This is a genomic window from Kitasatospora sp. NPDC002040, assembly GCF_040296785.1.
Lineage (GTDB): Bacteria > Actinomycetota > Actinomycetes > Streptomycetales > Streptomycetaceae > Kitasatospora.
The window spans coordinates 45,078-70,475 of record NZ_JBEOXV010000013.1 but is presented as its reverse complement, the minus strand read 5'-3'; the positions used below and the strand labels follow the sequence as shown (position 1 = coordinate 70,475).

Genomic DNA, 25,398 nt, shown 5'->3' with positions numbered 1-25,398 from the left:
CCGGGGGCCGATCCGGTAGTCAACACGGGGGCGGGAGGGCCGGTTCAGCCGGCGGCCGGGAGTTCGCCCCGGCAGCGCGGGCAGCGTTCGCGGCCGTCCCAGGCGGCCCAGCCGAAGACCGCCGGGGAGAGTGCCTGGCCCTCCAACTCCGCCCGTACCACGACCCGGTAGGCCCAGACCGCCTCGATGTAGGGGTGGTAGGCGTCGTGGAAGGCGGCCGAGGACTCGACCGCGCCCCCGGCGACCGCCCGGCGCAGGGCCCGCAGTCGTTCGAACATCCGCTGTCCCGCTCCGGCCACCTCGGGGCTGGCGTCGATGTAGAGCCGCTCCCGGACCTGGTAGAGCCCGGCCTCCACCAGTGCGGCCCGGCTGGCCTCCTCGGCCCCGGTGTCGGCGTCCCCGGTCTGGGCGAGCCGGCGCAGCTGCGTGTGCGCGGTGCCGGCCGCCGAGATGAAGTCGGTGTACACCTCCCGCCGCCTGGCGTCGAGGCCGCGGTCGGTCTCCTGCCGGGTGCGCAGCCGGTCGGCCAGCACCGTCCCGGATATCGCGATCACGGCGCCGCCCAGCGTCGCGACCAAGGTCCCCCACTCCACCCGTACTCCCCTGACTGTCGACGAAGCCTGCACCGTAGTACGCCACGGGCCGAGGCGTCATCCGGTCAGAACCCGGTGGCCTCGATCAGGTGGATCCGGTCGATGGCGTCGTAGAAGGCGCCCGGCATCACCCGGATCCCGGCGCCGTAGGGGTGGTTGATCTGGAGCACCAGCCAGATCGAGAAGGCCAGCAGTCCGCCGACCACCGCGATGGTGACGATCCCCCGGCGGCCCCTGGGCCAGCCCAGCAGCAGCAGGAACAGCACCGAGAGGACCGCCGCCCCGATCAGCGTGACCAGCAGGAAGGGTGGCGCGCCGTCACCGGCGGCCGTGGTCCGCACCCGCCGCTGCGCCAGCACGTCGGCGACCGCCTGCCGGGCGTCCCGCACCGCCATCGTGGGCGCGGTGGCGGGCAGGTCCAGCACGATCTGGCGGAGCTGGTAGGTGGTGCGGAAGGTGGTCAGGTCGACGTGGCCGGTCGCCATCTGCGGCCACTCCACCTCGATCACCTCCCGCAGGTAGTCCTCCGACTTGCTGCGGATCTGCTGCTTCGCCGGTTCGGGGAGCTTCTCGGCGGCGAGGTAGAGGTCGATCACCGCCCCGGCCTCGGCGTAGTTGTTCTGCCGGGCGGTGGAGAGTGCGCCGGTCGAGTTGACCAGCAGGAAGGCCATGGTGACGACGAAGAAGGAGAGCACCGCGCCGGCCGCCGTGCCGAGCGCGGGGCCGGTGTCCGGCAGCCGGGTGCGGTAGACCGTCCGGTGGCTGAGCCAGGCTAGCGTCGCGGACGCGACCGCCGCGGCGAGGACGACGAGCAGCGCTGACAGTGCCATGTGTGCGTGGGGCTCCCCTGCTCCGACGGGTGTACGGGCTGCGGCTCCCCCTGTGCGTACCACCGCCAATGCGCCGGTAGCTCCGCCGGTCCGCAGATTGACCCGAACGGGCGCCGCCATGACGCACCGTCACTCCTGGTCGGGGGCCGTACGGGTGGCTCGGCCGTGGCGGAACCGGCTCGCGCGCCACCGGTCGCGCAACGTTCTGATCACATGAACTGCTGGGCACACCATGTGCGCGGCTGAGCTGCTGGAGCAACCGGTGAAGCGTGTGACGGTACTGGCCGACCAGGGGCGGCGACTGCTCGTCCTCGCCCTCTCCCTGGCGCTGCTCGCGGTCACTCCGCAGGTCGCGTTCGCCACCGACTTCGGGATGCAGCGCGACGCCGGTGCCACCGTCGACTGCGATCACCTGTACTACTCGAACTACCGGTCGGGGTCGGTGTTCGACAACGACGGCAGCGGGCACCCGGTCATCACCAACCGGGTGATCTCACGCCGGGCGGTGGCGACCAGCCCGCCCAACTACTGGTCCAGCAGCATGGCCGCCGGACGTGATCCCGACACCGGGAAGCCCGCACTGTTCTACGCGAACTACACCACCAGCAACCTGACCCTCTACAAGCAGGTGCAGGGCGCGAACGCGGCGACGGACAACATCTACGGCAGCACGACCATCAACCTGCCCGCCGGGGTGAACTGGGGCGGCCTCGGCGCGGACCCCAACAGCGACACGCTGTTCGGCGCGGAGAACCTCAGCACCAACAAGACCTTCTTCACGATGAACCTCAGGACCGGCGCCTCCACGGTGTTCCGGCCGACCGGCCCGGCCGGGGACACCATCTGGTCCTCCGGCGCGACCATCCCGGACATCTTCGTCGACAGCGACGGCTTCCCCTACATGGGCGTCTACTACGGCTCGGCCAGCTACGTCTACCGGATCGATCCCGTCAACCACACCGCCGTCCGGGCACTCCAGATCACCGGGCCCGGCGCCCTGGGCAGTTCGCTCTACGGCATGGCCTTCCACAAGGACGCCGTCTACGTCGGCTCCTACGACGGCAGCCTCTACCGGGTCGACGCCGCCACCGGTGCCTCCACCCTGGTGTCCGGCGGCAAGGTGGAGGCCAACACCACCGGCTCCCCGATCGCCGAGACCGGCGGCAGCTGGCCGATCACCGACCTGGCCAGCTGCGCGGTCTCCCCGCCGCTGGTGCCCACGCTCAAGGTGAAGAAGACCCTGGCCGTGAACGGGGCCGTCCCGACCCGGGTGATGCCGGGCGACCGGGTCACCTACACCGTCACCCTCACCAACACCAGCGCCGTGCCCTACCCCGCCGCGACCCTGAGCGACTCGCTGGCCAACGTGTTGAACAACGCCACCTACAACAACGACGCCACCGCACGGAACGCGGCCGGCACCGCCGTGGGCGCCTTCACCGCGACCCCGCCGCCTTCGCTGGCCTGGCAGGGCGACGTCCCGGCCGGTGCCACCTACACCCTCACCTACTCCGTCACGGTCCGGGCGAACGCGACCGACGGCGCTGCCCTGCGCAACACCGTGGTCAGCAACACCGGCACCAACTGCGCCACCGGGTCCACCGATCCGGACTGCTCGACCAGCGTGCCGATCGTGGTGGTCAAGGTCGCCGTGACCAAGACCTCCGCCCCGGCCGCCCCGCTGCCGGGCGACAAGGTCACCTACACCATCACGGCGGTCAACAGCGGCAGCACCGCGTACGCCGGTGCCACCATCGGCGACGACCTGTCCGGGGTCCTGGGCGGCGCGGACTACAACAACGACGCCACCGGGAAGGACGGCAGCGGAGCAGTGCTGACCGCACCCACCTACACCGCGCCCCGGCTGAGCTGGACCGGGCCGGTGCCGGCCGGGGGCCGGGTGGTGATCAGCTACACGGTCACGGTGAAGAACCCCGTCCCGGCCGGGAAGACCACCCTCACCAACGCGGTCACCACCAACATCCCCGGCCAGTGCCCGGCCGGCTCCACCGACCCCAACTGCACCACCGTCACCAAGCTGCCCCGGCTCGACGTGACCAAGACCGCCGCGCCCAACCCGGCCAAGGTCGGCGACACCATCACCTACACCGTCACCGCGCGCAACACCGGTGACGCCGACTACCCGGGCGCCACCATCGGCGACGACCTGACCGACGTGCTGACCGGCGCCGACTACAACGGTGACGCGGCGGCGAAGAGCGGGACCGGTACGGCGCTGGCCGCGCCCACCTACACCGCGCCCCGGCTGAGTTGGACCGGCACCGTCGCCAAGGGCGCCTCGGTGGTGATCACCTACACGGTGAAGGCCACCGGTGCGACCAGCCGGACCCTGGTCAACAAGGTCACCGCCTCCGGCAGCAACTGCCCGCCGGGGTCGACCGATCCGGCCTGCACCAGCACCGTCCCGCTGGCCTCGGTCACCGTGGTCAAGACCTCCAGTCCGGCCGCGCCCAAGCCGGGCGGCACGCTGACCTACACCGTCACGGTCAGCAACACCGGCCAGGCCGACTACACCGGCGCCACCGTCAACGACGACCTGTCCGGTGTGCTGGGCGGGGCGGACTACAACAACGACGCCACCGCGAGGACCGGCACGGGCACCACCCTGACCCCGCCCACCTATACGGCGCCCAGGCTGAGTTGGACCGGCACCGTCGCCAAGGGCGGCACGGTGGTGATCACCTACACGGTCAAGGTGAAGAACCCCGTCCCGGCCGGGAGGACCACCCTCACCAACGCGGTCACCACCAACATCCCCGGCCAGTGCCCGCCCGGCTCCACCGACCCCAACTGCACCACCGTCACCAGGCTGCCCCGGTTGGAGGTGAGCAAGACCGCCACGCCCACCGAGGCCAAGACCGGCGACACCGTCACCTACCGGGTGACGGCCCGCAACACCGGCGAGGCCGACTACCCGGGCGCGGTGGTCACCGACGACCTGACGAAGGTGCTGACCGGGGCCGGCTACAACGGTGACGCGGCGGCCACCGGCGGCGGCACCGTGACGTACGCCAGCCCGAAGATCACCTGGACCGGGACGATCGCCACGGGTGCCACCGTGGTGATCACGTACACCGTGAAGGTGACCGGTTCGACGGACGGCAAGCTGGTCAACGTCGTCACCGCCGACGGCAGCAACTGCCCGGCCGGCTCGACCGATCCGGCCTGCACCAGCACGGTGCTGCTCAAGCACCTGACGGTCCGCAAGTCCGTCGACCGCACCGATGCCAAGCCCGGCGACAAGGTCACCTACACCGTCACCGTCACCAACGACGGCCAGACCGCCTACACCGGGGCCTCGTTCACCGACAACCTCGGCCAGGTGCTCGACGACGCCACCTACGGCAACGACGCGGCGGCGACGGCCGGCACGGTCTCGTACAGTGCACCGACGGTCAGCTGGACCGGCGACCTCGCCAAGGGCGCCGTCGCGACGGTCACCTACTCGGTGACCGTCAACAGCCCGCTCACCGGCGACGGGAAGCTCGGCAACGCGGTGGTCTCCCCCGACGGCGGCTGCCCGGCCGGCTCCACCGACCCCAAGTGCAGCAACGAGGTCAGGATCCGCCACCTCACCGTGGTGAAGACCTCGTCCGCCGCCGAGGTCAAGGCGGGCGGCAGGATCAGCTACACCGTCACCGTCACCAATGACGGCCAACTGGACTACACGGCAGCCACGTTCACCGACAACCTGAGCAAGGTCATCGACGACGCCACCTACAACGGCGACGCGACCGCCACCACCGGCACCGTCGGCTACACCGCGCCCACGCTGACCTGGACCGGCGCGCTGAAGGCCGGCCAGAGCGCCAGCGTCACCTACTCCGTCACCGTCAACAACCCCCTCACCGGCGACGGCGTCCTCACCAACGCGGTGGTCTCGCCCGACGGCGGCTGCCCGGCCGGCTCCACCGACCCCAAGTGCACCAACGAGGTCAGGATCAAGCACCTCAAGGTCCGCAAGACCGCCGACCGGACGGAGGTCCGGGCCGGGGACAAGGTCACCTACACCCTGGTCGTCACCAACGACGGCAAGGTGAACTACCCCGGTGCCACCTTCACCGACGACCTCACGAAGATCGTCGACGACGCCGTCTACGGGAACGACGCAGCCGCCGGCAGCGGCCGGGTGGTGTACTCCGCTCCCCGGCTGACCTGGACCGGCGATCTCGCGGCCGGCGCCAGTGCCACCGTGACGTACTCCGTCGTCATCAACAACCCGTACACCGCCGACGCCCGCCTCGACAACGTGGTGGTCGCACCGGACAGCAACTGCCCCACCGGATCGACCGATCCGGCCTGTTCGGTGCACATCCCGGCGCGCAACGTGAAGGTGGTGAAGACCTCCACCCCGTCCCAGGCCAAGCCCGGCGACAAGGTGACCTACACCGTCACCGTCACCAACCTCGGCGACGCGGTGACGGGCACGACCTTCAGTGACGACCTGACCCAGGTGCTGGACGACGCGGTCTACGGGAACGACGCGACCGCCAGCACCGGAACGGCGACGTACGCCGCTCCGGTGCTGACCTGGCGGGGCGACCTGGCCAAGGGCGCCGTCGCGACCGTCACCTACTCGGTGACCGTCAACAACCCCGCCACCGGCGACCGGAAACTGACCAACGCGGTGGTCTCCCCCGACGGCAGCTGCCCGCCCGGCTCCACCGACCCCGCCTGCCACACCACCGTGCTGATCCGCTCGATGAAGGTGGTGAAGACCTCCACCCCGGCCCAGGCCAAGCCCGGCGACAAGGTGACCTACACCGTCACCGTCACCAACGACGGCCAACTCGACCTCACCGGCGCCTCGTTCACCGACGATCTGACCAAGGTGATCGACGACGCCACCTACGGCAACGACGCGGCCGCCAGCATCGGCACCGCCGGCTACACCGCCCCCAATCTCAGCTGGACCGGCGACCTCAAGGTCGGCGAGAAGTCGACCGTGACGTACTCGGTCACCGTGAACAAGCCGCTGACCGGCGACGGGAAGCTCGGCAACGCGGTGGTCTCCCCCGACGGCGGCTGCCCGCCCGGCTCGACCGACCCCGCGTGCAGCAACGAGGTCAGGGTCAAGCACTACAAGGTGGTGAAGACGTCGACTCCCGCCCAGGCCAAGCCCGGTGACAAGGTCGGCTACACCGTCACCGTCACCAACGACGGCCAGGTGGACCTCACCGGCGCCACCTTCACGGACGACCTGACCAAGGTGCTGGACGACGCCGTCTACAACAAGGACGCGGCTGCCACGGCCGGCGGCGTCACCTACGCGGCGCCGACCATCAGCTGGACCGGCGACCTCAAGGCGGGTGCGATCGCGACGGTCACCTACTCGGTGACGGTCAACAACCCGCCCACCGGGGACAAGAAGCTCACCAACGCCGTCGTCTCGGCAGACGGTGACTGCCCGCCCGGCTCCACCGACCCCAAGTGCAGCAACGAGGTCAGGATCCGCCACCTCACGGTGGTGAAGACCTCCACCCCGACCCAGGCCAAGCCCGGCGACAAGGTGACCTACACCGTGACCGTCACCAACGACGGCCAACTCGACTACGCGGCAGCCACGTTCACCGACGACCTGACCAAGGTCATCGACGACGCCACCTACAACGGCGACGCGGCCGCCACCATCGGCACCGCCGGCTACACGGCACCCACGCTGAGCTGGACCGGCGCACTGAAGGTCGGCGAGAGCGCCACCATCACCTACTCCGTCACCGTCAACAACCCGCCCACCGGCGACAAGAAGCTCACCAACGCCGTCGTCTCCGCCGACAGCAACTGCCCGCCCGGCTCCACCGACCCCAAGTGCAGCAACGAGGTCAGGATCCGCCACCTCACGGTGGTGAAGACCTCCACCCCGGCCCAGGCCAAGCCCGGCGACAAGGTCAGCTACACCGTCACCGTCACCAACGACGGCCAACTCGACTACGCGGCGGCCACGTTCACTGACGACCTGACCAAGGTGACCGACGACGCCACCTACGGCAACGACGCCACCGCCTCGACCGGCACCGCCGGCTACACCGCGCCGACCCTCAGCTGGACCGGCGCCCTGAAGGTGGGTGAGCAGGCCACCGTCACCTACTCGGTCACGGTCAAGAGCCCGCTGAGTGGGGACGGCAGGCTCACCAACGCCGTGGTCGCGCCGGACGGCAACTGCCCGGCCGGCTCGACCGACCCCGCCTGCACCAACACCGTCCTGGTCAAGCACCTCAAGGTGGTGAAGAAGGCGGACAAGGCCTCGGTCAGGCCCGGCGACCGGATCACCTACACCGTCACCGTCACCAACGACGGCCAGGTCCCGTACCCGGCCGCCTCGTTCACCGACGACCTGACCAAGGTGACCGACGACGCCACCTACGGCAACGACGCCACCGCCACCATCGGCACCGCCACCTACACCGCGCCCACCCTCAGCTGGACCGGCAACCTCCCGGTCGGCGCGAGCTCGACCATCACCTACTCGGTCACCGTGAACGACCCGGACACCGGCGACAAGAAGCTCACCAACGCCGTGGTCGCGCCGGAGAGCAACTGCCCGCCGGGTTCCACCGATCCGGAGTGCAGCACCGTCGTACCGGCCCGCAACATCAGGATCGTCAAGACCTCCACCCCGGCCCAGGCCAAGCCCGGCGACCGGGTGGCCTACACCGTCACCGTCACCAACCTCGGCGACCAGACCGCCGTCGGAGTCGCCTTCACCGACGACCTGACCAAGGTGATCGACGACGCCACCTACAACAAGGACGCGACGGCCACCGTCGGCAAGGCCGCGTACACGGCCCCGACGATCAGCTGGCTCGGCGACCTCGCCAAGGGCCAGGCCGCGACCATCACCTACTCGGTCACCGTCAACAACCCGATCAGCGGCGACGGGAAGCTCACCAACGCCGTGGTCTCGCCCGACGGCGCCTGCCCGACGGGTTCCACCGACCCGGAGTGCAGCAACGAGGTCAAGGTCCGTCATCTGACCGTCGCCAAGACCTCCTCCACCACCGAGGTGACCGCCGGCGGAAAGGTGACCTACACCGTCACCGTCATCAACGACGGCCAACTCGACATTCCGGGATCCTCGTTCACCGACGACCTGACCAAGGTGATCGACGACGCCAGCTACGGCAACGACGCCACCGCCACCATCGGCACCGCCACCTACACGGCGCCGAAGCTCACCTGGACCGGCGACCTCAAGGTCGGCGAACGGGCCACCGTCACCTACTCGGTCACCGTCAACAACCCGCTGACCGGCGACCGCAGGCTGACCAACACCGTCGTCTCGACCGACAGCAACTGCCCGCCGGGGTCGACCGACCCCAGCTGCGGGACCGTCACCCCGGTCAGGCACCTCAAGGTGGTCAAGAAGGCCGACAAGGCCTCGGCCACACCCGGCGGCAGGATCACCTACACCGTCACGGTCACCAATGACGGCCGGACCTATTACCCGGGCGCGACCTTCAGCGACACGCTGGCCAAGGTGATCGACGACGCCACCTACAACGGCGACGCGACCGCCACCACCGGCACCGCCACCTACGCCGCCCCCGTGCTCAGCTGGACCGGCGACCTGCTGGCGGGTGACACCGCGACCATCACCTACTCGGTCACGGTCAACAGCCCGCCCACCGGCGACGGAAGGCTCACCAACGCGGTCGTCTCCCCCGACAGCAACTGCCCGGCCGACTCCACCGACCCCGACTGCACCAGCACCGTCCCGGTCCGGCACCTCAAGGTCACCAAGACCGTGGACCGCGCCGAGGTCAAGGCCGGGGACAAGGTCACCTACACCGTCACCGTGCTCAACGACGGCGCCTCCCCCTTCACCGGCGCCTCCTTCACCGACGACTTCTCCGGCCTGCTGACCCACGCCGACTTCAACCGGGACGCCACCGCCTCGGCCGGCACGGTGACCGCCGCCGACCGTTCGCTCAGCTGGACCGGCGACCTCGCCGTGGGCCAACAGGAGACCGTCCGCTACTCGTTCACCGTCAAGTCGCCCGTCCCGGCCGGGGCGGCCGAGGTGAGCAACCTGGTCTTCGCCACCGACAGCAGCTGCCCGCCCGGCTCCACCGACCCCGCCTGCACCAAGGTCACCCCCGTCAGGCGGCTGGAGCTGGTCAAGCAGGCGGACAAGTCGTCGGTGCAGCCCGGCGACCGGATCACCTACACGGTCGTCATCACCAACACCGGCGGCGCTCCCTTCGACGACGCCACCGCCACCGACGACCTCAGCCGCCTGCTGGACGACGCGGCCTACGGCGGCGACGCCACCGCCTCCACCGGCACCCTGACCTACGCCGCGCCGAAGCTGACCTGGAAGGGCGGCCTGGCCGTGGGGGCGAGCGCCACCGTGACCTACAGCGTCACCGTCAACCGGCCCGCCACCGGTGACGGCGACCTCGACAACACCGTCACCGCGCCGGACAGCAACTGCCCGATCCCGATGCCCCGCAGCGTCCGGGCCGGGGGCGCCGTCGACCCGCGCTGCTCCAGCCACCTGACCTGGCGTCACCTGACGGTCCGCAAGCAGGCGGACCGGGACCGGGTGCAGCCGGGTGAGCGGGTCACGTACACCGTGACCGTGACCAACGACGGTGCGGCGCCCTACCCGGGGGCCTCGTTCAGCGACGACCTGACCGGGGTGCTCGCCAACGCCCGCTGGAACGGCGACGCCCGGGCCGGTACCGGCACCGTCGAGTTCCGGTCACCGGTCCTGCGCTGGCAGGGCGACCTCGCGCTCGGCGCGACGGCCACCGTCACCTACTCGGTCACCCGGACCGGCGACGGCCGCCTGGTCAACGCCGTGACGGCACCGGACAGCAACTGCCCGCCCGGGGCAACCGACCCGGCCTGCACCAGCACCGTCGACCCCGGCCCGAAGCCGCCCGTACCGCCCGTACCGCCCACGCCGTTGCCCGGTACCGGCAGCGAGCTGCCCGCCGGGATGCTCCTGACCGTCTCCGGCAGTGCGCTCCTGCTGGGCGGCCTGCTCCGCCTCACCACCCGCAGGCGCCGGAACCCTTGACCCGGTGGGGGCCGACCGGGTGGACTTCCTCCGCCCGGACCGGCCCTCACCGCCTGCCGACCGTTCGTGGTGATCCGATGGTCCTACCACCCGTTCGGCGAGCTGGAGCGTGTCCCATGCCCAAACCCGTCCTCGGTACCGCGGCCGCCACCGTGCTGGCCGTCCTCCTCCTCACCGGTGCCGCACCGGCCGACCAGCCCGTCCCCCGGCTGTCGGTCGCGCTCGACAACGGCCGGGACCAGGCCGACTCCGGCGACCGGGTCACCTGGACCCTGACCGTGCGCAACCTCGGCCCCGAACCGGCCACCGAGCTGCGGATCGAGCAGTCGCTGCCCAGCGGCGCCACCCCGGCCCGCTCCGCCGACTCCGCCACCTCGGCCGATGCCACCGTCCTGGGCGGAACGGCCTCCTGGCAGCACGTCAGCCTGGCGGGCGGCACCGAGAAGAAGCTCACCTTCACCGCCGACCTGCCGCCCGCCGACGCCCGTACCCTGCGCTCGGCCAGCACCGCCTGCGTCTACCCCGCCGACTCCCCCGCCCCGGTGGTCTGCGCCAGCGACCTCGACCTCCTCCCGGCCGGCCGGCGCGCCCTCGCCGACGCCGCCCGCCCCGCCGGGGCTCCGCCTGCCTACTGGTGGACCGCCGCCGCCCTCCCCGTCCTCGCCATCGGCGCCTACCTGGCCTACCGCCGCCGCTTCCGCACCACCGCAAGTTCCTGACCCCTCGGCCCACCGCCCTATGCTGGTGGGTCGGTTGGGCCGGAGGTCGGAGGCGCGGGGTGCAGGACCAGTCGGTGGACGGCGGGGGCAGGCCGGTCGACCTGAATCTGCTGCGGACGTTCCTGGCGGTGTACCGGGCCGGTTCGTTCACGGCCGCTGCTCCGCAGCTGGGGCTGTCCCAGCCGACGGTGACCTCGCAGATCCGTTCGCTGGAGCGGCAGTTGGGCCAGGGCCTGTTCGAGCGGCAGCCGCGCGGGGTGGTCCCGTCCGGCCCGGCGCACGACCTGGCCGCCCGGGTGGGGGTGGCGCTGGACTCGCTGGCGGCCACGGTCGGCCCGACCGCCGTCCGGGCACCGCACGCGCCGGTCCGACTCGCGGGCCCGGCCGAGATGTTGGCCGTCCGGGTGCTGCCCGCGCTGGCCGGGCTGACGGCGGAGGGGGTCCGGCTGCAGGTGGGCGCCGGTCTGACCGAGCCGCTGCTGGAGGAGCTGCGGGCCGGACAGCACGACCTGGTGTTCGCCACCATCAGGCCGCGCGGCCGGACGCTCAGCTGGGTGCCGCTGATGGACGAGGAGTTCGTGCTCGTCGCGGCGCCGCGCTGGGCCGGGCCGGCCGGCCACCGGGCCCCGGTCGACGCCGACGGGCCCGAACTGCTGGCCGACGTCCCGCTGGTGGCGTACGCCGAGGACCTGCCGATCGTCCGCCGCTACTGGCGGCACGTGTTCGGCCGCCGGCTGGACCGCCCGGCCGCGCTGACCGTCGCCGATCTGCGGGGCGTGCTGTCGGCGGTCACGGCCGGTGCCGGGTTCACCGTGCTGCCGCGCTACCTCTGCGCGGCCGAGCTGGCGGCCGGGACGCTGGTGGTGCTGCACGAGCCGGCCGAGCCGCCGATCAACACCGGGTACCTGGTCCAGCGCCCCGGGGCCGGGGGCAACCCGCACGTCGCACTGGTCCGCGACCGGATCGTGCGGGCTGCCCGGGACTGGTGAGCGGGCGGCTCAGCCCAGCTGCTTGAGCAGCTCGATGGCCAACGGGGCGGAGGAGGAGGGGTTCTGGCCGGTGGTCAGGTTTCCGTCCACCACCACGAACGGGGCCCAGGGCTCGCCCTCCTGGTAGTCGGCACCGAGCCCGACCAGCCGGTCCTGGAGCAGCCAGGGCGCCTTGTCCGCGAGCCCGGCCTGGGTCTCCTCGGCGTTGCTGAACCCGGTCAGCCGGCGGCCGGCGAACGGCGAGGTGCCGTCGGGGCGGGTGGCGGCGAGCAGGGCGGCGGGGCCGTGGCAGACCACCGCGAGCGGCTTGCCGGAGTCCAGTGCGGCGGTGAGCAGCGCGCCCGAGACCGCGTCGACGGCGAGGTCCTCCATCGGGCCGTGGCCGCCGGGGTAGAACACCGCGTCGTAGTCGTCCAGGTCGACCTTCTCCAGTGCGACCGGCGCGTTCAGCGCGCCGATCCCGGCCAGTTCGGCCTCCGCGCCCTCGGTCAGGCTGGCCCGGTCGACGGTCGGGCGCACCCCGCCGGGGGTGGCGACGGTGACCCGGTGCCCGGCGACGGTGAGGGCCCGGTACGGGGTGATCAGCTCCTCCGCCCAGAAGCCGGTCGGGTGCCGGGTGCCGTCGTTCAGGGTCCAGTGGTCGGTGCCGGTGACCACGAACAGGATCTTCTTCGCCATGGTGGATCTCTCCCGGTGCGGTAAGGGGTGCCGTTCCGACGGTCCGTCAGGGCGGCGCTGTCCCCGACCGTACGGCCGGGCCCGGTGGCGCCCAAATAGGCAGGCCGGTCGTGCCATCGGAATCCTGATGGCACGGGTGTGACCGCAGGTGCGCGAGGTGCACCGATATCCAGTTGAGACCTGTGGGACTCTTCCGCCCGCAGTGTGACCTGTGCCATTTTACATGTCACACATCAAGCGGTTGCGCCCCCATCACGCGACCACTCATCGGCCCGGAGGCCCCCACCGTGCGACCCTCCCGGATACCGACGGCCCAACTGGGCCGTCTGCTCGCCCTCGCGTTCGCGTTCGTGCTCACCCTCGGCTTCTTCGCCCCGCAGAGCCGTGCCGCGAGCACCACCCCGGCCCCGGCCGGCCAGCCCTCGTCCCGGGCCATCCCGGTGCCCAAGTCGGCCGAGGTGCCGAAGGACGGCCGCCCGACCCCGGGCGCCGCGGACACCGCGCCCGACGCACCGAAGGCCGGCGCCACCCGGCCGGCCCCCGCGCCGCAGCCCAAGCAGCTGCGCTCCGCCCCGTCCGCCGTCGACGCCGCGGCGGCCTGCGACTTCAGCACCAGCACCGGCAGCGCGCTGGTCCAGCAGGTCAAGGCCGCGAGCCTGGACTGCGTGAACTCGCTGTTCAACCTCTCCGGCACCCAGGCCCAGCGCACCTTCGCCGAGGCGCAGCTGGTGACCGTCGCCAACGCCCTGCGGGACGGCGCCGCCGGCTACAACGGCACCAACTCCGCCTCCACCGGCCAGCTGGTGCTGTTCCTGCGGGCCGGCTACTACGTCCAGTGGAAGTACCCGGACGCCGTCGGCACGTACAACTCCCCGCTGCAGAGCGCGATCCGCGGCGGCCTGGACGCGTTCTTCGCCACCCCGCACGCCAAGGACGTCACCCAGGCCAACGGCGAGACGCTGGCCGAGGCCGTCACCCTGATCGACAGCGCCCAGGAGAACGCCCGCTACGCCGGCGTGGTCAAGGGCCTGCTGAACAGCTACGACAGCAGCTACACGGGCGCGATGTGGAACGCCGTGGCCAACACCAGGACGGTGATCGAGCGCGGCACCGAACTGCCCGCCTTCATCGCCGCGCTGCAGGCCGACAGCGGCTTCAGCACCGCGATGGCCGGCTTCGTCACCCGCAACAGCTCGATGATCAACGGCGGCGACCTGGCCACCGACATCGGCATCCAGCTCGGCGGCCTGCTCAACTTCCCCGAGCTCAAGGCGCAGGTCCGGCCGCTGGTCAAGGACCTGGTCAACCGCTACCCGCTGGTCGGCGCGACCGGCCCGCTCACCATGAACCTGGCCTGGTTCGCCGAGAAGCGCGACACCGGCAACTGCTCCTTCTACGGCATCTGCGACCTGCCCACCCGGCTGGTCCCGCTGGTCCTGACGATCAACCACACCTGCAGCCCGAGCCTGCGCATCCGGGCCCAGCAGATGAGCACCGAGGAGCTGGCGGCCACCTGCGCCAGCCTGGCCAACCAGGACGCGTACTTCCACCGGCTGGTCAGGGACCGCGGCCCGGTCAGCGGTGACGTCAACACCGCGCTGGAGGTGGTGGTCTTCGACGCGTACTACGACTACAGCCTCTACGCCTGGTCGATCTACGACATCGAGACCGACAACGGCGGCATGTACCTGGAGGGCAACCCGAACACGGCCGGCAACCAGGCCCGCTTCATCGCCCACGAGGCCAGCTGGCTGCGCCCGTCGTTCCAGATCTGGAACCTGAACCACGAGTACACCCACTACCTCGACGGCCGCTACAACATGCTCGGCGACTTCGACGCCGGCATGTCCACCCCGACCGTGATGTGGGTCGAGGGCATCGCCGAGTACGTCTCCTACAGCTACCGCGAGGTCCGCTACGACGACGCGATCGCCCAGGCGGCCAAGGGCACCTACAAGCTCTCCACGCTGTTCGACACCACGTACGACAACGCCGACCAGACCCGGATCTACAACTGGGGCTACCTGGCGGTCCGTTACCTGCTCCAGTTGCACCCAGGAGACGTGGACACGCTGCTGGGGTACTACCGCGCCGGCAACTGGGCGGCCGCCCGGACCCTGCTCACCTCCACCATCGGCACCCGCTACGACGCCGACTTCGCCACCTGGCTGGCGGCCTGCGGCACCGGCAACTGCGGCTCCCTGCCGCCGCTCCAGGCTCCGCTGTGCACCGGCGCCGACGTCCGGCAGTTCGACCAGAACTGCCGCCGTGACAACGCCAACGCCACCACCGGCAACTACAGCTACAGCTTCCTGTACCTGCCCGCCGGTGTGCGGACCCTGACCATCACCACCGCCGGCGGCACCGGCAACGCCGACCTCTACTACAACGGCGGCAGCTGGGCCACCACCGGCTCGTACCTGGCCCGGTCCACCAACGCCGGCAACGGCGAGACGCTGACCATCAGCAACCCGCCGGCCGGCTGGGTCTTCTTCAGCCTGTACGCCCAGCAGGGCTTCACCGGCACCACGGTCACCGCGCAGTACTAGAGCGACCGTTCAGCACCACGACGGAGCCCCGCAGGCCGGACCACCGGCCGGCGGGGCTCCGTCCCGCTTCACCGCCCGGCGCCGCCCGGCGCCGGATCGCCCAGGGTGCCGGTGGGGTTCAGGTCGACCCCCAATTCGCTGATCAGGAAGCCCGCGTGGAGCCGGCTGCGGGCGCCGAGCTTGTCCATGATGTCGGAGACGTGCCGCTGGCAGGTGCGCAGCGACATGCCCATCCGACGGGCGATCGCCCGGTCCTCCAGGCCCTGCACCAGCAGCCGGACGATGGAGAGCTTCATGTCCTCGGAGATGGCCAGCACCCGCTCCTGGCTGTAGTTCTCCGGGAAGGGGGTGGCGCTGGTCCAGGCCCGCTCGAAGGCGCCGATCGCGAAGTCCACCAGGCTCGGGTCGCGGAGCAGCAGGCAGCCCGCGTCGCTGTCGCGCATCGCGATCACGGCCGCCGACTGGTCGAAGGCCAGCATCCGCATGAAGCCGTCGCCCAGGGTGCGGATCTCGGCGCCGATCCGGGAGACGTGGTCGACGTACTCCACCGTCACCGTGCTGAACTGGGCGGTGTGCTGGTACAGGGTGCGCATCCGGACACCGCGCCGCAGCACCCGCTCGGTCTTGTCCAGCGACTCCTTCAGCACGTCGTCCTTGCGGGCGCCGCCCGGCTGGGAGGTGAGGATCTCGTGCTGGGCCTGGTCGGCCAGCTGGGTGATCACCGCCCGGACGCTGTCCAGGTCGGTCAGCCGCTGGACCCCGCCGGAGTCACTGTGCACCGACCTGGCCTGCTCGTAGACGTGCTGGAAGGCCGTCAGCCGGTCCCTGGTCGCCTCCACCTCGCGGCGGCGCTCCTCGATCTCCTGCAGCGCCGGTGCCAGCAGCTCGGCCGCGGCGGCGTCCGGCAGTCCGGCGACCACCATGCCGGGGCGGGTGGCCGAGCGTTTGAGCAGACGCAGCTCCAGCAGTCGGTCGACCCGGGCGGAACCGGCCGGGCCGGCCCGCAGCTCGTCGCCGTCCACCTGCTGCTGCTCGACCACGTACTGGAACAACTCCAGCTCCTCCGGGCCGAGTTGGGCCAATAACGAGGAGATGCCAGGTACTACGGAGCCCAAGGTCACGGTCCCATCCCGGTCGAATGTGCATACGAGGGAAGCGGGGGTCATCCTAACGCGACGGGGGCACGTCAGCACCTGACCCACCCTCAGTTCCTTCACGGCGCAAGCACATCGGGGCCACTGTGTCCGACTATGTCAGGTATGGGCCCCTCGTGTCTGCGTCATGGCGTACTCACGACCCCTTCAGGGGCCTTACCGGCCTTTCCCGGCGGCGGCAGACTCAAGCCCGTCGGGATAACCCGGAGATCAACCAGATACTGGAGGGGAAACCATGGACCGCAAGATTCTCACCACCGCCGCCGTATTCGTCGCCACCGCCGTCACCGTGCTCGCCGCGACCCTTTCGGTCGGCTCCGCCGTGGCGGAGAGCGGGACCGGGACCGGCACCCAGACCCCGGTCGTCACCGTGGTGCCCAGCCCGAGCCCCAGCAGCGGCTCCGACCTGGGCTGGGGCTGACCGGAACGCCGGAGTCGGACCACGTCGGACGGCCACCCCACCCGGGCGGCCCAGGCGGCGGAGGACGGCTCGGGAGATCTCCCCGAGTGGCGGCAACGGGCTCACCAAACGCCCCACGAGTACCGCCGAACCGCAGGACACAACCATTCCGGACAGAGAGACGTGGTGAACGGAAACCGTGGACGAAGCGATGATTTCCGTCCGATTCTCCGGGCTGCTCCGGGAATTCCGCAGGAACTCCGGACTGACGCAGCAGGAGCTGGCCGATCTCTCCGCACTCAGCGTGCGAGCAGTACGGGACCTGGAGTCCGGACGGGTCCAGCGGCCCCGCCGGGAGACCGTCCGGCTGCTGGTCACCACGCTGCGCCTGGAGGGCGCCCGCCGGGCCGCGTTCGAGGGCGCCGCAGCGGCGGAGCAGGCCGAACCCCCCTCCCCCGCCGACCCGTTCACACTGCTCGGCCGGGCCGACGAGGTCCGCGCACTGCTCGAACTGCTCCGCTCCGGCGGGCAGCGGCTGATCTCGCTCACCGGGCTCCCCGGCGTCGGCAAGACCCGGCTCGCCACCGAGGTCGCCGACCGGCTGCGGGCCGACGGCTGGCAGGTCAGCTGGACCCCGGGCGGACCGGGCACCGGCCGTGACGCGCTGCTGGTGCTCGACGGTGCGGCGCCCCCCGGCCCGTACCTCGCCGCGCTGCTGCGCAGGCACCCCGGCCTGCGGGTGCTGGCGACCGGCAACGGTCCGCTCCGCTTACCCGGGGAACGGGTGATGCCGCTGGCCCCGCTGGCCGCACCCCGGCCCGCACCGGGCGCCGATCCGGCCGAGCTGCTCCGGCAGGACGCGGTCCGGCTCTTCCTCTCCCACGTCCGCCGGATCCGGCCCGGCTACCGCTTGGCCGCGGCCGAGGTGGCCACGGTGGCCGAGCTCTGCCGCCGGCTCGACGGGCTGCCCGCCGCGATCGAGCACGCCGCCGACTGGTGCCTGATCCACCCGCCGCGCCGCCTGCTGGCCTGGGCCGCCGAGGACCCGCTGGCCGTGGCCTGCTCCCCCGTCGCCGACGGCACCGGCCCCGACCTGCGCACCGCCGTCCGCGCCGCGGTGGACGAACTCGCTCCGGTACCGGGCCAGTTGCTCCGGCTGCTGGCCGCCGAGGGTCGGGCCGGATCGTTCGAGGAGATCCTCGCCCGGGCCGGTGGCCCGGCCGCCGAGGTGGCCAGGTCCGTGCACGCCCTGCTGCTGCGCGGGCTGATCCGCAGCACCCCCGGCGAGGCCGCCGAGTGCTTCACCGTGCCGCGGCTGGTCCGCCAGGCGCTGGCCGGACTCCCGCTGCCGAGCGTCCGGCTGCTCGCCGCGGTCTGATCCGCCGACCGGACCCCGGGCCCCGGGCGGCAGTGCCCTAACCGCCGCTCGGCTGCCGGTCCGAACTGCCTGGCCCGCCCGGCTCCGCTGCCTAGCCTCTGCTGCTGGCGCCACTACCGGCGCGCCTGCGCCGACCGGGATCCCGCACCTGCTGCCCGCTGCATCGGCGTGCCCACCACCACCCCTGTGAGAGTCGATCATGGAGCTGGAGAATCACCCCTGCCCGCCCGCGCTCGGGCCCGCCGCCCACGGCCTGGACGTCGTGGTCACCAGCGTGGCCTCGGACGCGCACACCTGGAACCTGATCTACCTCCAGCTGCTGCTGGAGGAGCTCGGCCACCGGGTGACCAACCTCGGCTCCTGCGTGCCGGACCAGCTGATGGTCGACGAGTGCCGCACCCGCCGCCCCGACCTGATCGTGCTCTCCACCGTCAACGGCCACGGCCTGAACGACGGCCGACGGGTGATCGGGCGCCTGCGGGACTGCGCCGAGCTGCGCACCACCCCGATCGTGATCGGCGGCAAGCTCGGCATCTCCGGCGGCGAACAGGGCTCGCACGTGGACGAGTTGGTCGAGGCCGGGTTCGACGCGGTGTTCGAGGACAGCGCGGGGATCGTCGGCTTCCACGACTTCGTCCGGGCGCTGCCGGCCGCCCGTCGGGCGCTCCCGGTCGGAGGTGCCCGATGACCGCACCCGTCCCCCCGGTCGAGTCCTTCGGCGGCTTCGTCCGGGCCGCCCAGCGCTCCGGCCACCTGGTGGTGCAGCCCCGGATGGGGATCAGCGACCCGTACCGGATGCGGGAGGGCCTGCTCGCCACCCGGCAGGCCGACGCCACCACTGTCGGCACCATCACCCTGGACAGCTACACCCGGGTCGGCGACCACGAGGCGGCCCGCCGGGCGCTGGCCGACGGCGTGCCGCTGAACGGCTACCCGATCGTCGCGTACTCCACCGCCACCACCCGGGCCGTCACCGAGGGCATCGCGGGCGCCACCTTCCCGGTCCAGGTCCGGCACGGCTCGGCCGCGCCGCAGGACATCTTCGAGGCCGTGGTGGCGGCCGGGCTGACGGCCAGTGAGGGCGGCCCGATCTCCTACTGCCTGCCCTACAGCCGGACCCCGATCGAGCAGTCGGTGGCCAACTGGGAGGCGAGCTGCGCGGTGCTGGCCCGGCTGCGCGAGCACGGCGCGGAGCCGCACCTGGAGACCTTCGGCGGCTGCATGATGGGCCAACTCGCGCCACCCGGGCTGCTGGTGGCGATCAGCGTGCTGGAGGCGCTGTTCTTCCGGCAGCACGGCCTGCGCAGCGTCTCGCTCAGCTACGCCCAGCAGACCCACCCGGAGCAGGACGAGGAGGCGGTCACCGCCCTCGGCCGGATCGCCGCCGAGCTGCTCGGCGACCTGGACTGGCACATCGTCATCTACGCCTACATGGGCGTCTACCCGCGCACCCCCGGCGGCGCCCGGCTGCTGCTGGAGGAGGCGGCCCGGCTCGCGGTCCGGACCGGTGCCGCCCGGCTGATCGTCAAGACCTCCGCCGAGGCGCACCGCATCCCCACCGTGGCCGAGAACGTGACCGCGCTGGAGGCCGCCGCCCGCGCCTCCGAGCAGGTCCGGCCCACCGCGAGCGTGCAGGACACCGGCATCCACGCCGAGGCGCTCGGCCTGGTGCACGCCGTGCTCGACCTCGACCCCGACCTCGGCCGGGCGCTCACCAAGGCGTTCGCGCTCGGGGTGCTGGACGTCCCGTACTGCCTGCACCCCGACAACGCCGGCCGGGCCCGCAGCTACCTCGACTCGGCCGGGCGGCTGCACTGGTCCGACACCGGCGCGATGCCGGTGCGCGGCACCGGGCGCGGCGTCGGCCGGATGACCTCGGCCGGGCTGCTCAGCTCACTCTCCTACGTCCAGCAGCGGTTCGACCGGCTCGCCGTCGAGACCGCCGACCTCCGCCGACTCACCGCCCCTGCACCGCAGAAGGCCACCACCCCCGCCCCGCAGAAGGAGTACGCCCGATGACCACCACCGCCGACGCCCCGACCACCCGGGGGCTGCTGCTCCCCCCGGCCGACCCGCGCGAGCACCTCACCTCGCCCACCACCCGCACGGTGCTCCGGCTCCAGCAGCAGATGCTGGCCGCGGCCCGGGAGTACCTCACCGGCGCCGGGTTCGCCGAGATGATGCCGCCGGTCATCGGCCCGGTCACCGACCCCGGCGGGCGCGGCTCCAAGCAGGTGGACGTCGACTTCTACGGCCACAAGTACAAGTTGATGACCAGTGCGATCCTCTACAAGCAGGCCTCGCTGCTGGCCTTCCCGAAGATCTTCTGCATCGCGCCGAACGTCCGGCTGGAGCCGCTGGAGACCGCCAGCACCAGCCGCCACCTGGCCGAGTTCCACCAGATCGACGTGGAGATGGCCGGCGCCTCGCGGGACCAGATCACCGCCGTGCTGGAGGAGCTGGTCCGGCACATCGTCTCCCGGGTGGTCACCGGCCTGCCCGAGGCGTTCGAGGCACTGGGCCGGGACACCTCGGTCTTCACCGCCCTGTTGGAGCAGGCCTTCGGCCGCCGCACCCACGCCGAGGCGGTGGCCGAGCTGATCGGCCTGGGCCACCCGCAGAACCCGGACGCCGAGATCGACTGGGAGGGCGAGGCGCTGCTCTCCGCCCGCTCCGCGCAGCCGTTCTTCGTCACCGACTACCCCAAGGGCTCGCGCGGCTTCTACGACCGCGAGAGCGCCCAGGACCCGGGCGTGCTGCGGAACTTCGACCTGCTGGCGCCCGAGGGCTACGGCGAGCTGTGCAGCGGCAGCGAGCGGGAGTACGACTACACCCGGATCGTCACCCGGATGCGGGAGACCGGCGAGAACCCGGCCAAGTACGGCTGGTACCTCAAGCTGGTCCGCGAGGGCATCCCGGCCAGCGCCGGCTTCGGCATCGGGGTCGAGCGGTTCACCCGCTACCTGGCCGGGCTCGACAGCGCCTGGCAGGCCAACGCCTTCCCCAAGCTGCCCGGGGTGGTGTCCCCGTGAGCGGCCTGCGCACCCGGGGCTTCCCGGAGCAGGCGGTGCGCGAGCGGGCCAGGCTCGGCGCGGCCGCCGCCTTCCCCGCGGACGCCCACTACGGCCACACCCTGTTCGGCGCCGAGCCGGTCCGCTCCGACGACCCGCTCGACCAACTGCGGATCACCCCGCCGGTGTTCATGCCGCAGCGGCTGGAGAAGCTGATCGAGCTGGGCCGGGAGCCGCTGCACACCGACGTCGCGCTGGACACCGTGATCGGCGGGCTGCGCTCCACCCTGCCGCTCTACCTCTCCGCCTTCGGCTCCACCCGGGCCGCCGGTACCGACCAGGTGCTGGCGGCCAGCCGCCAGGCCGGGCGGCTCGGCCTCCCGATGGTGATCGGCGAGAACATCGTGCCGATGACCGGCTACGGCCGCGGCGGCGAGCGGACCCGGCGCACCGCGCTCGGCCGGATCACCGCCTACCTGGACGAACTCCCGGACGGGCTGGGCGGGGTGGCGGTGCAGCAGAGCACCGAGGACGCCGACGCTGAGGTGTGGAACCTGGTCTACAGCGACCCCGCCGCCCGGCCGCTGCTGGAGAGCGGCCGACTGGCGTTCGAGCTGAAGGTCGGTCAGGGTGCCAAGCCCGGCCTGGGCGGGATGACGGTGCTGGACCGGGCCGCAGCCGCCAGGGTGGACGAACAGTACGCCCTGGACGAGGTGTTCGGCCCGGACGCCGACCGGGTGCTGCGGTGCAGCAGCCCGGGCACCTTCACCGAGGAGATCCTCCGGCAGCAGATCCGGCTGATGCGCAACAACTACCCCCGGGCCAAGGTCTGGGTGAAGCTCCACCCCGGCCGCGACGTGGCCCTCGCCGCCGACATCGCCTGGACCGCCGGGGCCGACTCGGTCACCGTGGACGGCGCCGAGGGCGGCACCGGCTGGGCGCCGGTCGCCACCCTGGCGCACGCCGGGCTGCCGCTCGGCGAGTGCCTGGCCAGGATCGGCCCCCGGGCCGACTGCCTGCTCGCCTCCGGCCGGTTCTGGGAGGGCAGCCGGGTGGTCAAGAGCCTGGCGCTCGGTGCCACCGCCGCCGGGCTGGGCCGGGCCGCGCTGCTGGCGACCGACGAGGACCCGGAGACCGGCCTGACCCGGCTGGTGGAGTGCCTGGCCCTCGAACTGCGGCTGCTGATCAGCTCGCTCGGCAAGTACACCCCCGCCGCCCTCGGCCCCGAGGACGTGTGGCCGTCGCCGGTCGCCGCGACGCCGTTCCACCGACTCCCGGAGGTTGTCCACCATGGCTGACACCTTGCCACGCACCGAGAACGAGCCGGTGCCCAAGCGCGCCGACGGCCCGCTCGGCCTGAACTACCTGTCCTTCACCGGGGCCATGAGCCTGTCCCAACTCGGCGACTCCGCCTGGTACGTGGCCCTGACCTGGACCCTGATCCGGGACGTCAGTCCGGCGATGACCGGCACCGTGCTGATGCTGGCCAGCCTGCCCCGGCTGATCGGCCTGCTCGGCGGCGGGGTGATCGCCGACCGGAGCGGACCGCGCCGGGTGATGGTGATCACCGACGTGCTGCGCGGCGGGGTGATGCTGGCCGCCGCGCTGGCGGTCAGCCTGAGCACCCCCTCGGTGCCGATCCTGCTCGGCGCCGCACTGCTGCTCGCCTTCATCAGCGCCTTCTTCATCCCCGCCTCGGGCTCGGTGAAGCCGCTGATCCTGGCCGACAAGGACCTGGTCCGGGGCAACGCGCTGTTCGTCTTCGGCATCCGGGGCGGACAGGCGGCCGGCGGACCGATCGGCGCCTGGCTGATCGCGCTCGGCGGCGTGCCGCTGGTGGCCGTGGCCAACGCGGTCAGCTTCCTGCTCTCCGCCTTCGCCTCCGCCCGGGTCCGCTACACCCGGGAGCCGGTCGCCCCGCCCGCCCCCGCCGGCGAGAAGCCGCCGTTCAAGGAGATGCTGCTGGACGGGCTGCGCTACCTGCGCAAGGAGCGCCGGATCCGGCTGGTGATCCTGGTGATCGCGCTGACCGAGCTGGCCTGCGCCCCGCCGGTCAACATCGGCCTGGTGCTGCTCTCCAACCGGCTCGACGCGGGCGCCACCGGCGCGGGCCTGCTGCTCACCGCCTACACCGTCGGCGCGGTGGCCAGCTCGGTGGTCACCATGACCTGGCCGCCCGGCCGGCGCGGCGGGCTGGTGCTGGTGCTCGGGGTCACCGCCTCGGCGGTCTGCCTCACCGCGATGGCCTTCATCGACTCGCTCCCGCTGGGCATGGTGCTCTACGGCGTGCTCGGCCTGGTGACCGGTCAGTTCGGCCTGGTGCTGGTGTCGATGGCGCAGCGCTGGACCGAGCCCGCGATGCGCGGCCGGGTGATGTCGGTGCTCTCGCTGGCCATCTTCGCCTGCGCCCCGCTGGCCAACGTGGCCGTCGGCACCATGGTGACGCTGCTCGGCTTCACCACCGCGATGGCGGTCTTCGCCGCCTTCGCCGTCGCCGCCGCGCTGATCACGGTCGGGGCGCCGAGCCTGCGGGGTGTCCGCCTTGACTGACACCGAGCACCTGGACCGCAGCACCTCGACCTTCCCCGAACTCCCGGAACTGCACCGCCAGTTGCGAGAGGGCCGGCTGACCAGCGTCTCGCTCACCCGGCGCTGCCTGGACCGGATCGAGCTGGTCGACCCGCTGGTGCGGGCGGTGCTCGCGGTGGACGACACCGCGCTGGAGCAGGCCGCCCAGGCCGACCGCCGGTACGCCGCCGGGGCCGAGCGCGGCCCGCTGGACGGCATCCCGGTCCTGGTCAAGGACAACATCGACACCGCGGGCCTGGCCGGCACGGCGGGCTCCCGCCTGCTGGCCGGGCACCCGCCCCGGCGGGACGCCGCGATCGTCACCCGGCTGCGGGCGGCGGGCGCGGTGGTGCTCGGCAAGACCAACCTCTCCGAGTGGTCCAACTTCCGCTCCACCCAGGCCACCGAGGGCTGGTCCGGTGCGGGCGGCCAGACCCGCAACCCGTACCGGCTGGACCGCAGCCCCGGCGGCTCCTCGGCCGGCTCGGCGGTCGCGGTCGCCACCGGGATGGCCCCGCTGGCGCTCGGCACCGAGACGGACGGGTCGATCGTCGGCCCGGCCGGGCTCTGCGGGGTGGTCGGGGTCAAGCCCGAGACCGGCCTGCTGCCGCTGGACGGCATCGTGCCGATCTCCCCGGTGCAGGACACGGTGGGCGTGCTGGCCGCCCGGCTCGCCGACGCCGCGCTCGCGATGGCGGCGCTGAGCGGGCGGGCGCCCGCCGAACCGGACCCGGCGATGCTCCGGATCGGGCTCTGGCGGGTGCCCCGGATGCCCGGCGCGGTGGACGCCGTGCTGGACGGGGCCGTGCAGGCGCTGCGCTCCGCCGGGGTCGCGGTGGTGCCGATCGAGCTGGCGCTGGAGCAACAGACGGTCGAGGACGGCCTGTTGGCGATGTACGCGGAGTTCCGGCCGGGCCTGGAGGCGTACCTGCGCGGCCGCCCCGGCGGGCCGCAGACCCTGGCCGAGCTGATCGAGGGCAACCGGGCCGACCCGGTGGAGCTCTCGCTCTTCGACCAGGACCTGTTCGAGCAGGCCCAGTTGATCGGCGAGGCCGAGCGGGAGAAGGCCGGGCTGGCCCGGCAGAGCTCGCGCGAGCAGGCCCGCCGGCTGATCGACCGCACCATGCGCCGCTACGGCGTACAGGCCGTACTGGCCGCCACCAACGAGCCGGCGCCCGTCATCGACTACGAGCTCGGCGACCCCGGCACCCCCGGCAGCTCCACCCCCGCCGCGCTGGCCGGGTACCCGAACATCTCGCTGCCGGTCGGCCACTTCCGCGAACTCCCGGTCGGCCTCTCGGTGTTCGGCCCGCCCACGCTGGACCGGCTGCTGCCGGTGGCGCTCCGGCTGGCCGAGGCGTGCGCGGTCCGGCGCACCCCCGCGCTGCGCTGAGCCCTGCGCCCAGATGTGCTCGGAAACTGCCGGTCAACTGCCCGGAACACTTCCCCGAAAGCCCCGGAAACGCCCCTAGCGTTTGTCCCG

At 72.2% G+C, this 25,398-nt stretch carries 16 protein-coding genes; 12 read left to right on the top strand and 4 right to left on the bottom strand.

What is annotated here, in order from left to right; translation table 11 throughout:
• Positions 1–44: 44 nt before the first annotated feature.
• Both ABT118_RS24530 and ABT118_RS24525 read right to left on the bottom strand, forming a co-directional pair.
• On the bottom strand, positions 45–578 hold the full coding sequence (locus ABT118_RS24530) for a CchlQ (RefSeq protein WP_350672706.1): 534 nt from the start codon (positions 576–578) through the stop codon (positions 45–47).
• A gap of 80 nt (positions 579–658) precedes the next feature.
• On the bottom strand, positions 659–1,423 hold the full coding sequence (locus tag ABT118_RS24525; RefSeq protein ID WP_350672704.1) for a bestrophin-like domain: 765 nt from the start codon (positions 1,421–1,423) through the stop codon (positions 659–661).
• 262 nt (positions 1,424–1,685) lie between these two features.
• Here ABT118_RS24525 and ABT118_RS24520 point away from each other — a divergent pair, with 262 nt between their 5' ends.
• From ABT118_RS24520 to ABT118_RS24510, 3 genes are all read left to right on the top strand, one after another.
• On the top strand, positions 1,686–10,469 hold the full coding sequence (locus ABT118_RS24520) for a DUF7927 domain-containing protein (RefSeq protein ID WP_350672702.1): 8,784 nt from the start codon (positions 1,686–1,688) through the stop codon (positions 10,467–10,469).
• A 116-nt stretch (positions 10,470–10,585) separates the two neighbouring features.
• Positions 10,586–11,188, top strand: coding sequence for a hypothetical protein (locus tag ABT118_RS24515; protein ID WP_350672699.1), 603 nt, complete (start codon positions 10,586–10,588; stop codon positions 11,186–11,188).
• Between the two features lie 59 nt (positions 11,189–11,247).
• Complete coding sequence (locus tag ABT118_RS24510; protein ID WP_350672697.1) at positions 11,248–12,177, top strand: LysR family transcriptional regulator; 930 nt, start codon at positions 11,248–11,250, stop codon at positions 12,175–12,177.
• Between the two features lie 9 nt (positions 12,178–12,186).
• Here the strand turns inward: ABT118_RS24510 and ABT118_RS24505 are convergent, their stop codons facing one another.
• Positions 12,187–12,855 carry a type 1 glutamine amidotransferase domain-containing protein gene (locus tag ABT118_RS24505; RefSeq protein ID WP_350672695.1) on the bottom strand — a complete coding sequence of 223 codons (669 nt, stop codon included), beginning with the start codon at positions 12,853–12,855 and terminating at the stop codon, positions 12,187–12,189.
• A gap of 287 nt (positions 12,856–13,142) precedes the next feature.
• Between ABT118_RS24505 and ABT118_RS24500 the strand changes: the two genes are divergently transcribed.
• Positions 13,143–15,404, top strand: a complete 2,262-nt coding sequence (locus tag ABT118_RS24500; RefSeq protein WP_350672693.1) for a M9 family metallopeptidase — start codon at positions 13,143–13,145, stop codon at positions 15,402–15,404.
• 68 nt (positions 15,405–15,472) lie between these two features.
• On the opposite strand, the gene ABT118_RS24495 is transcribed toward ABT118_RS24500, so the two are convergent.
• Complete coding sequence (locus tag ABT118_RS24495; RefSeq protein WP_350672690.1) at positions 15,473–16,486, bottom strand: helix-turn-helix transcriptional regulator; 1,014 nt, start codon at positions 16,484–16,486, stop codon at positions 15,473–15,475.
• A gap of 307 nt (positions 16,487–16,793) precedes the next feature.
• On the opposite strand from ABT118_RS24495, the gene ABT118_RS24490 reads away from it, so the two are divergent.
• The 8 genes from ABT118_RS24490 to ABT118_RS24455 all read left to right on the top strand — a co-directional run bounded on the left by ABT118_RS24490 (position 16,794) and on the right by ABT118_RS24455 (position 25,308).
• On the top strand, positions 16,794–16,979 hold the full coding sequence (locus ABT118_RS24490) for a hypothetical protein (RefSeq protein WP_350672688.1): 186 nt from the start codon (positions 16,794–16,796) through the stop codon (positions 16,977–16,979).
• A 190-nt stretch (positions 16,980–17,169) separates the two neighbouring features.
• A complete protein-coding gene (locus ABT118_RS24485) occupies positions 17,170–18,336 on the top strand; it encodes an AAA family ATPase (RefSeq protein ID WP_350672686.1) in 1,167 nt (388 codons plus the stop codon).
• Positions 18,337–18,535: 199 nt separating this feature from the next.
• Positions 18,536–19,024 (top strand): cobalamin B12-binding domain-containing protein, encoded by a 489-nt coding sequence (locus ABT118_RS24480; protein ID WP_350672685.1) that lies wholly within the window; start codon positions 18,536–18,538, stop codon positions 19,022–19,024.
• On the top strand, positions 19,021–20,355 hold the full coding sequence (locus tag ABT118_RS24475; protein ID WP_350672682.1) for a methylaspartate mutase: 1,335 nt from the start codon (positions 19,021–19,023) through the stop codon (positions 20,353–20,355). Before ABT118_RS24480 ends, ABT118_RS24475 begins: the two co-directional genes overlap by 4 nt.
• Positions 20,352–21,368: an asparagine synthetase A gene (locus tag ABT118_RS24470; RefSeq protein ID WP_350672681.1), complete on the top strand. Its 1,017-nt coding sequence runs from the start codon at positions 20,352–20,354 to the stop codon at positions 21,366–21,368. The genes ABT118_RS24475 and ABT118_RS24470 overlap by 4 nt, the downstream gene beginning before the upstream one ends.
• Entirely contained in the window at positions 21,365–22,645 is a 1,281-nt protein-coding gene (locus tag ABT118_RS24465) for a glutamate synthase-related protein (protein WP_350672679.1), read from the top strand. The genes ABT118_RS24470 and ABT118_RS24465 overlap by 4 nt, the downstream gene beginning before the upstream one ends.
• Positions 22,638–23,897, top strand: a complete 1,260-nt coding sequence (locus tag ABT118_RS24460) for an MFS transporter (protein WP_350672677.1) — start codon at positions 22,638–22,640, stop codon at positions 23,895–23,897. The genes ABT118_RS24465 and ABT118_RS24460 overlap by 8 nt, the downstream gene beginning before the upstream one ends.
• Positions 23,890–25,308 carry an amidase family protein gene (locus ABT118_RS24455; RefSeq protein WP_350672675.1) on the top strand — a complete coding sequence of 473 codons (1,419 nt, stop codon included), beginning with the start codon at positions 23,890–23,892 and terminating at the stop codon, positions 25,306–25,308. The genes ABT118_RS24460 and ABT118_RS24455 overlap by 8 nt, the downstream gene beginning before the upstream one ends.
• The last annotated feature ends 90 nt before the right edge of the window (positions 25,309–25,398 follow it).

Coding starts and splice junctions, on each gene's coding strand:
- ABT118_RS24490 (WP_350672688.1), top strand. CDS start 16,794: ATGGACCGCAAGATTCTCACCACCGCCGCCGTATTCGTCGCCACCGCC.
- ABT118_RS24460 (WP_350672677.1), top strand. CDS start 22,638: ATGGCTGACACCTTGCCACGCACCGAGAACGAGCCGGTGCCCAAGCGC.
- ABT118_RS24525 (WP_350672704.1), bottom strand. CDS start 1,423: ATGGCACTGTCAGCGCTGCTCGTCGTCCTCGCCGCGGCGGTCGCGTCC.
- ABT118_RS24480 (WP_350672685.1), top strand. CDS start 18,536: ATGGAGCTGGAGAATCACCCCTGCCCGCCCGCGCTCGGGCCCGCCGCC.
- ABT118_RS24485 (WP_350672686.1), top strand. CDS start 17,170: ATGATTTCCGTCCGATTCTCCGGGCTGCTCCGGGAATTCCGCAGGAAC.
- ABT118_RS24470 (WP_350672681.1), top strand. CDS start 20,352: ATGACCACCACCGCCGACGCCCCGACCACCCGGGGGCTGCTGCTCCCC.
- ABT118_RS24475 (WP_350672682.1), top strand. CDS start 19,021: ATGACCGCACCCGTCCCCCCGGTCGAGTCCTTCGGCGGCTTCGTCCGG.
- ABT118_RS24505 (WP_350672695.1), bottom strand. CDS start 12,855: ATGGCGAAGAAGATCCTGTTCGTGGTCACCGGCACCGACCACTGGACC.
- ABT118_RS24515 (WP_350672699.1), top strand. CDS start 10,586: ATGCCCAAACCCGTCCTCGGTACCGCGGCCGCCACCGTGCTGGCCGTC.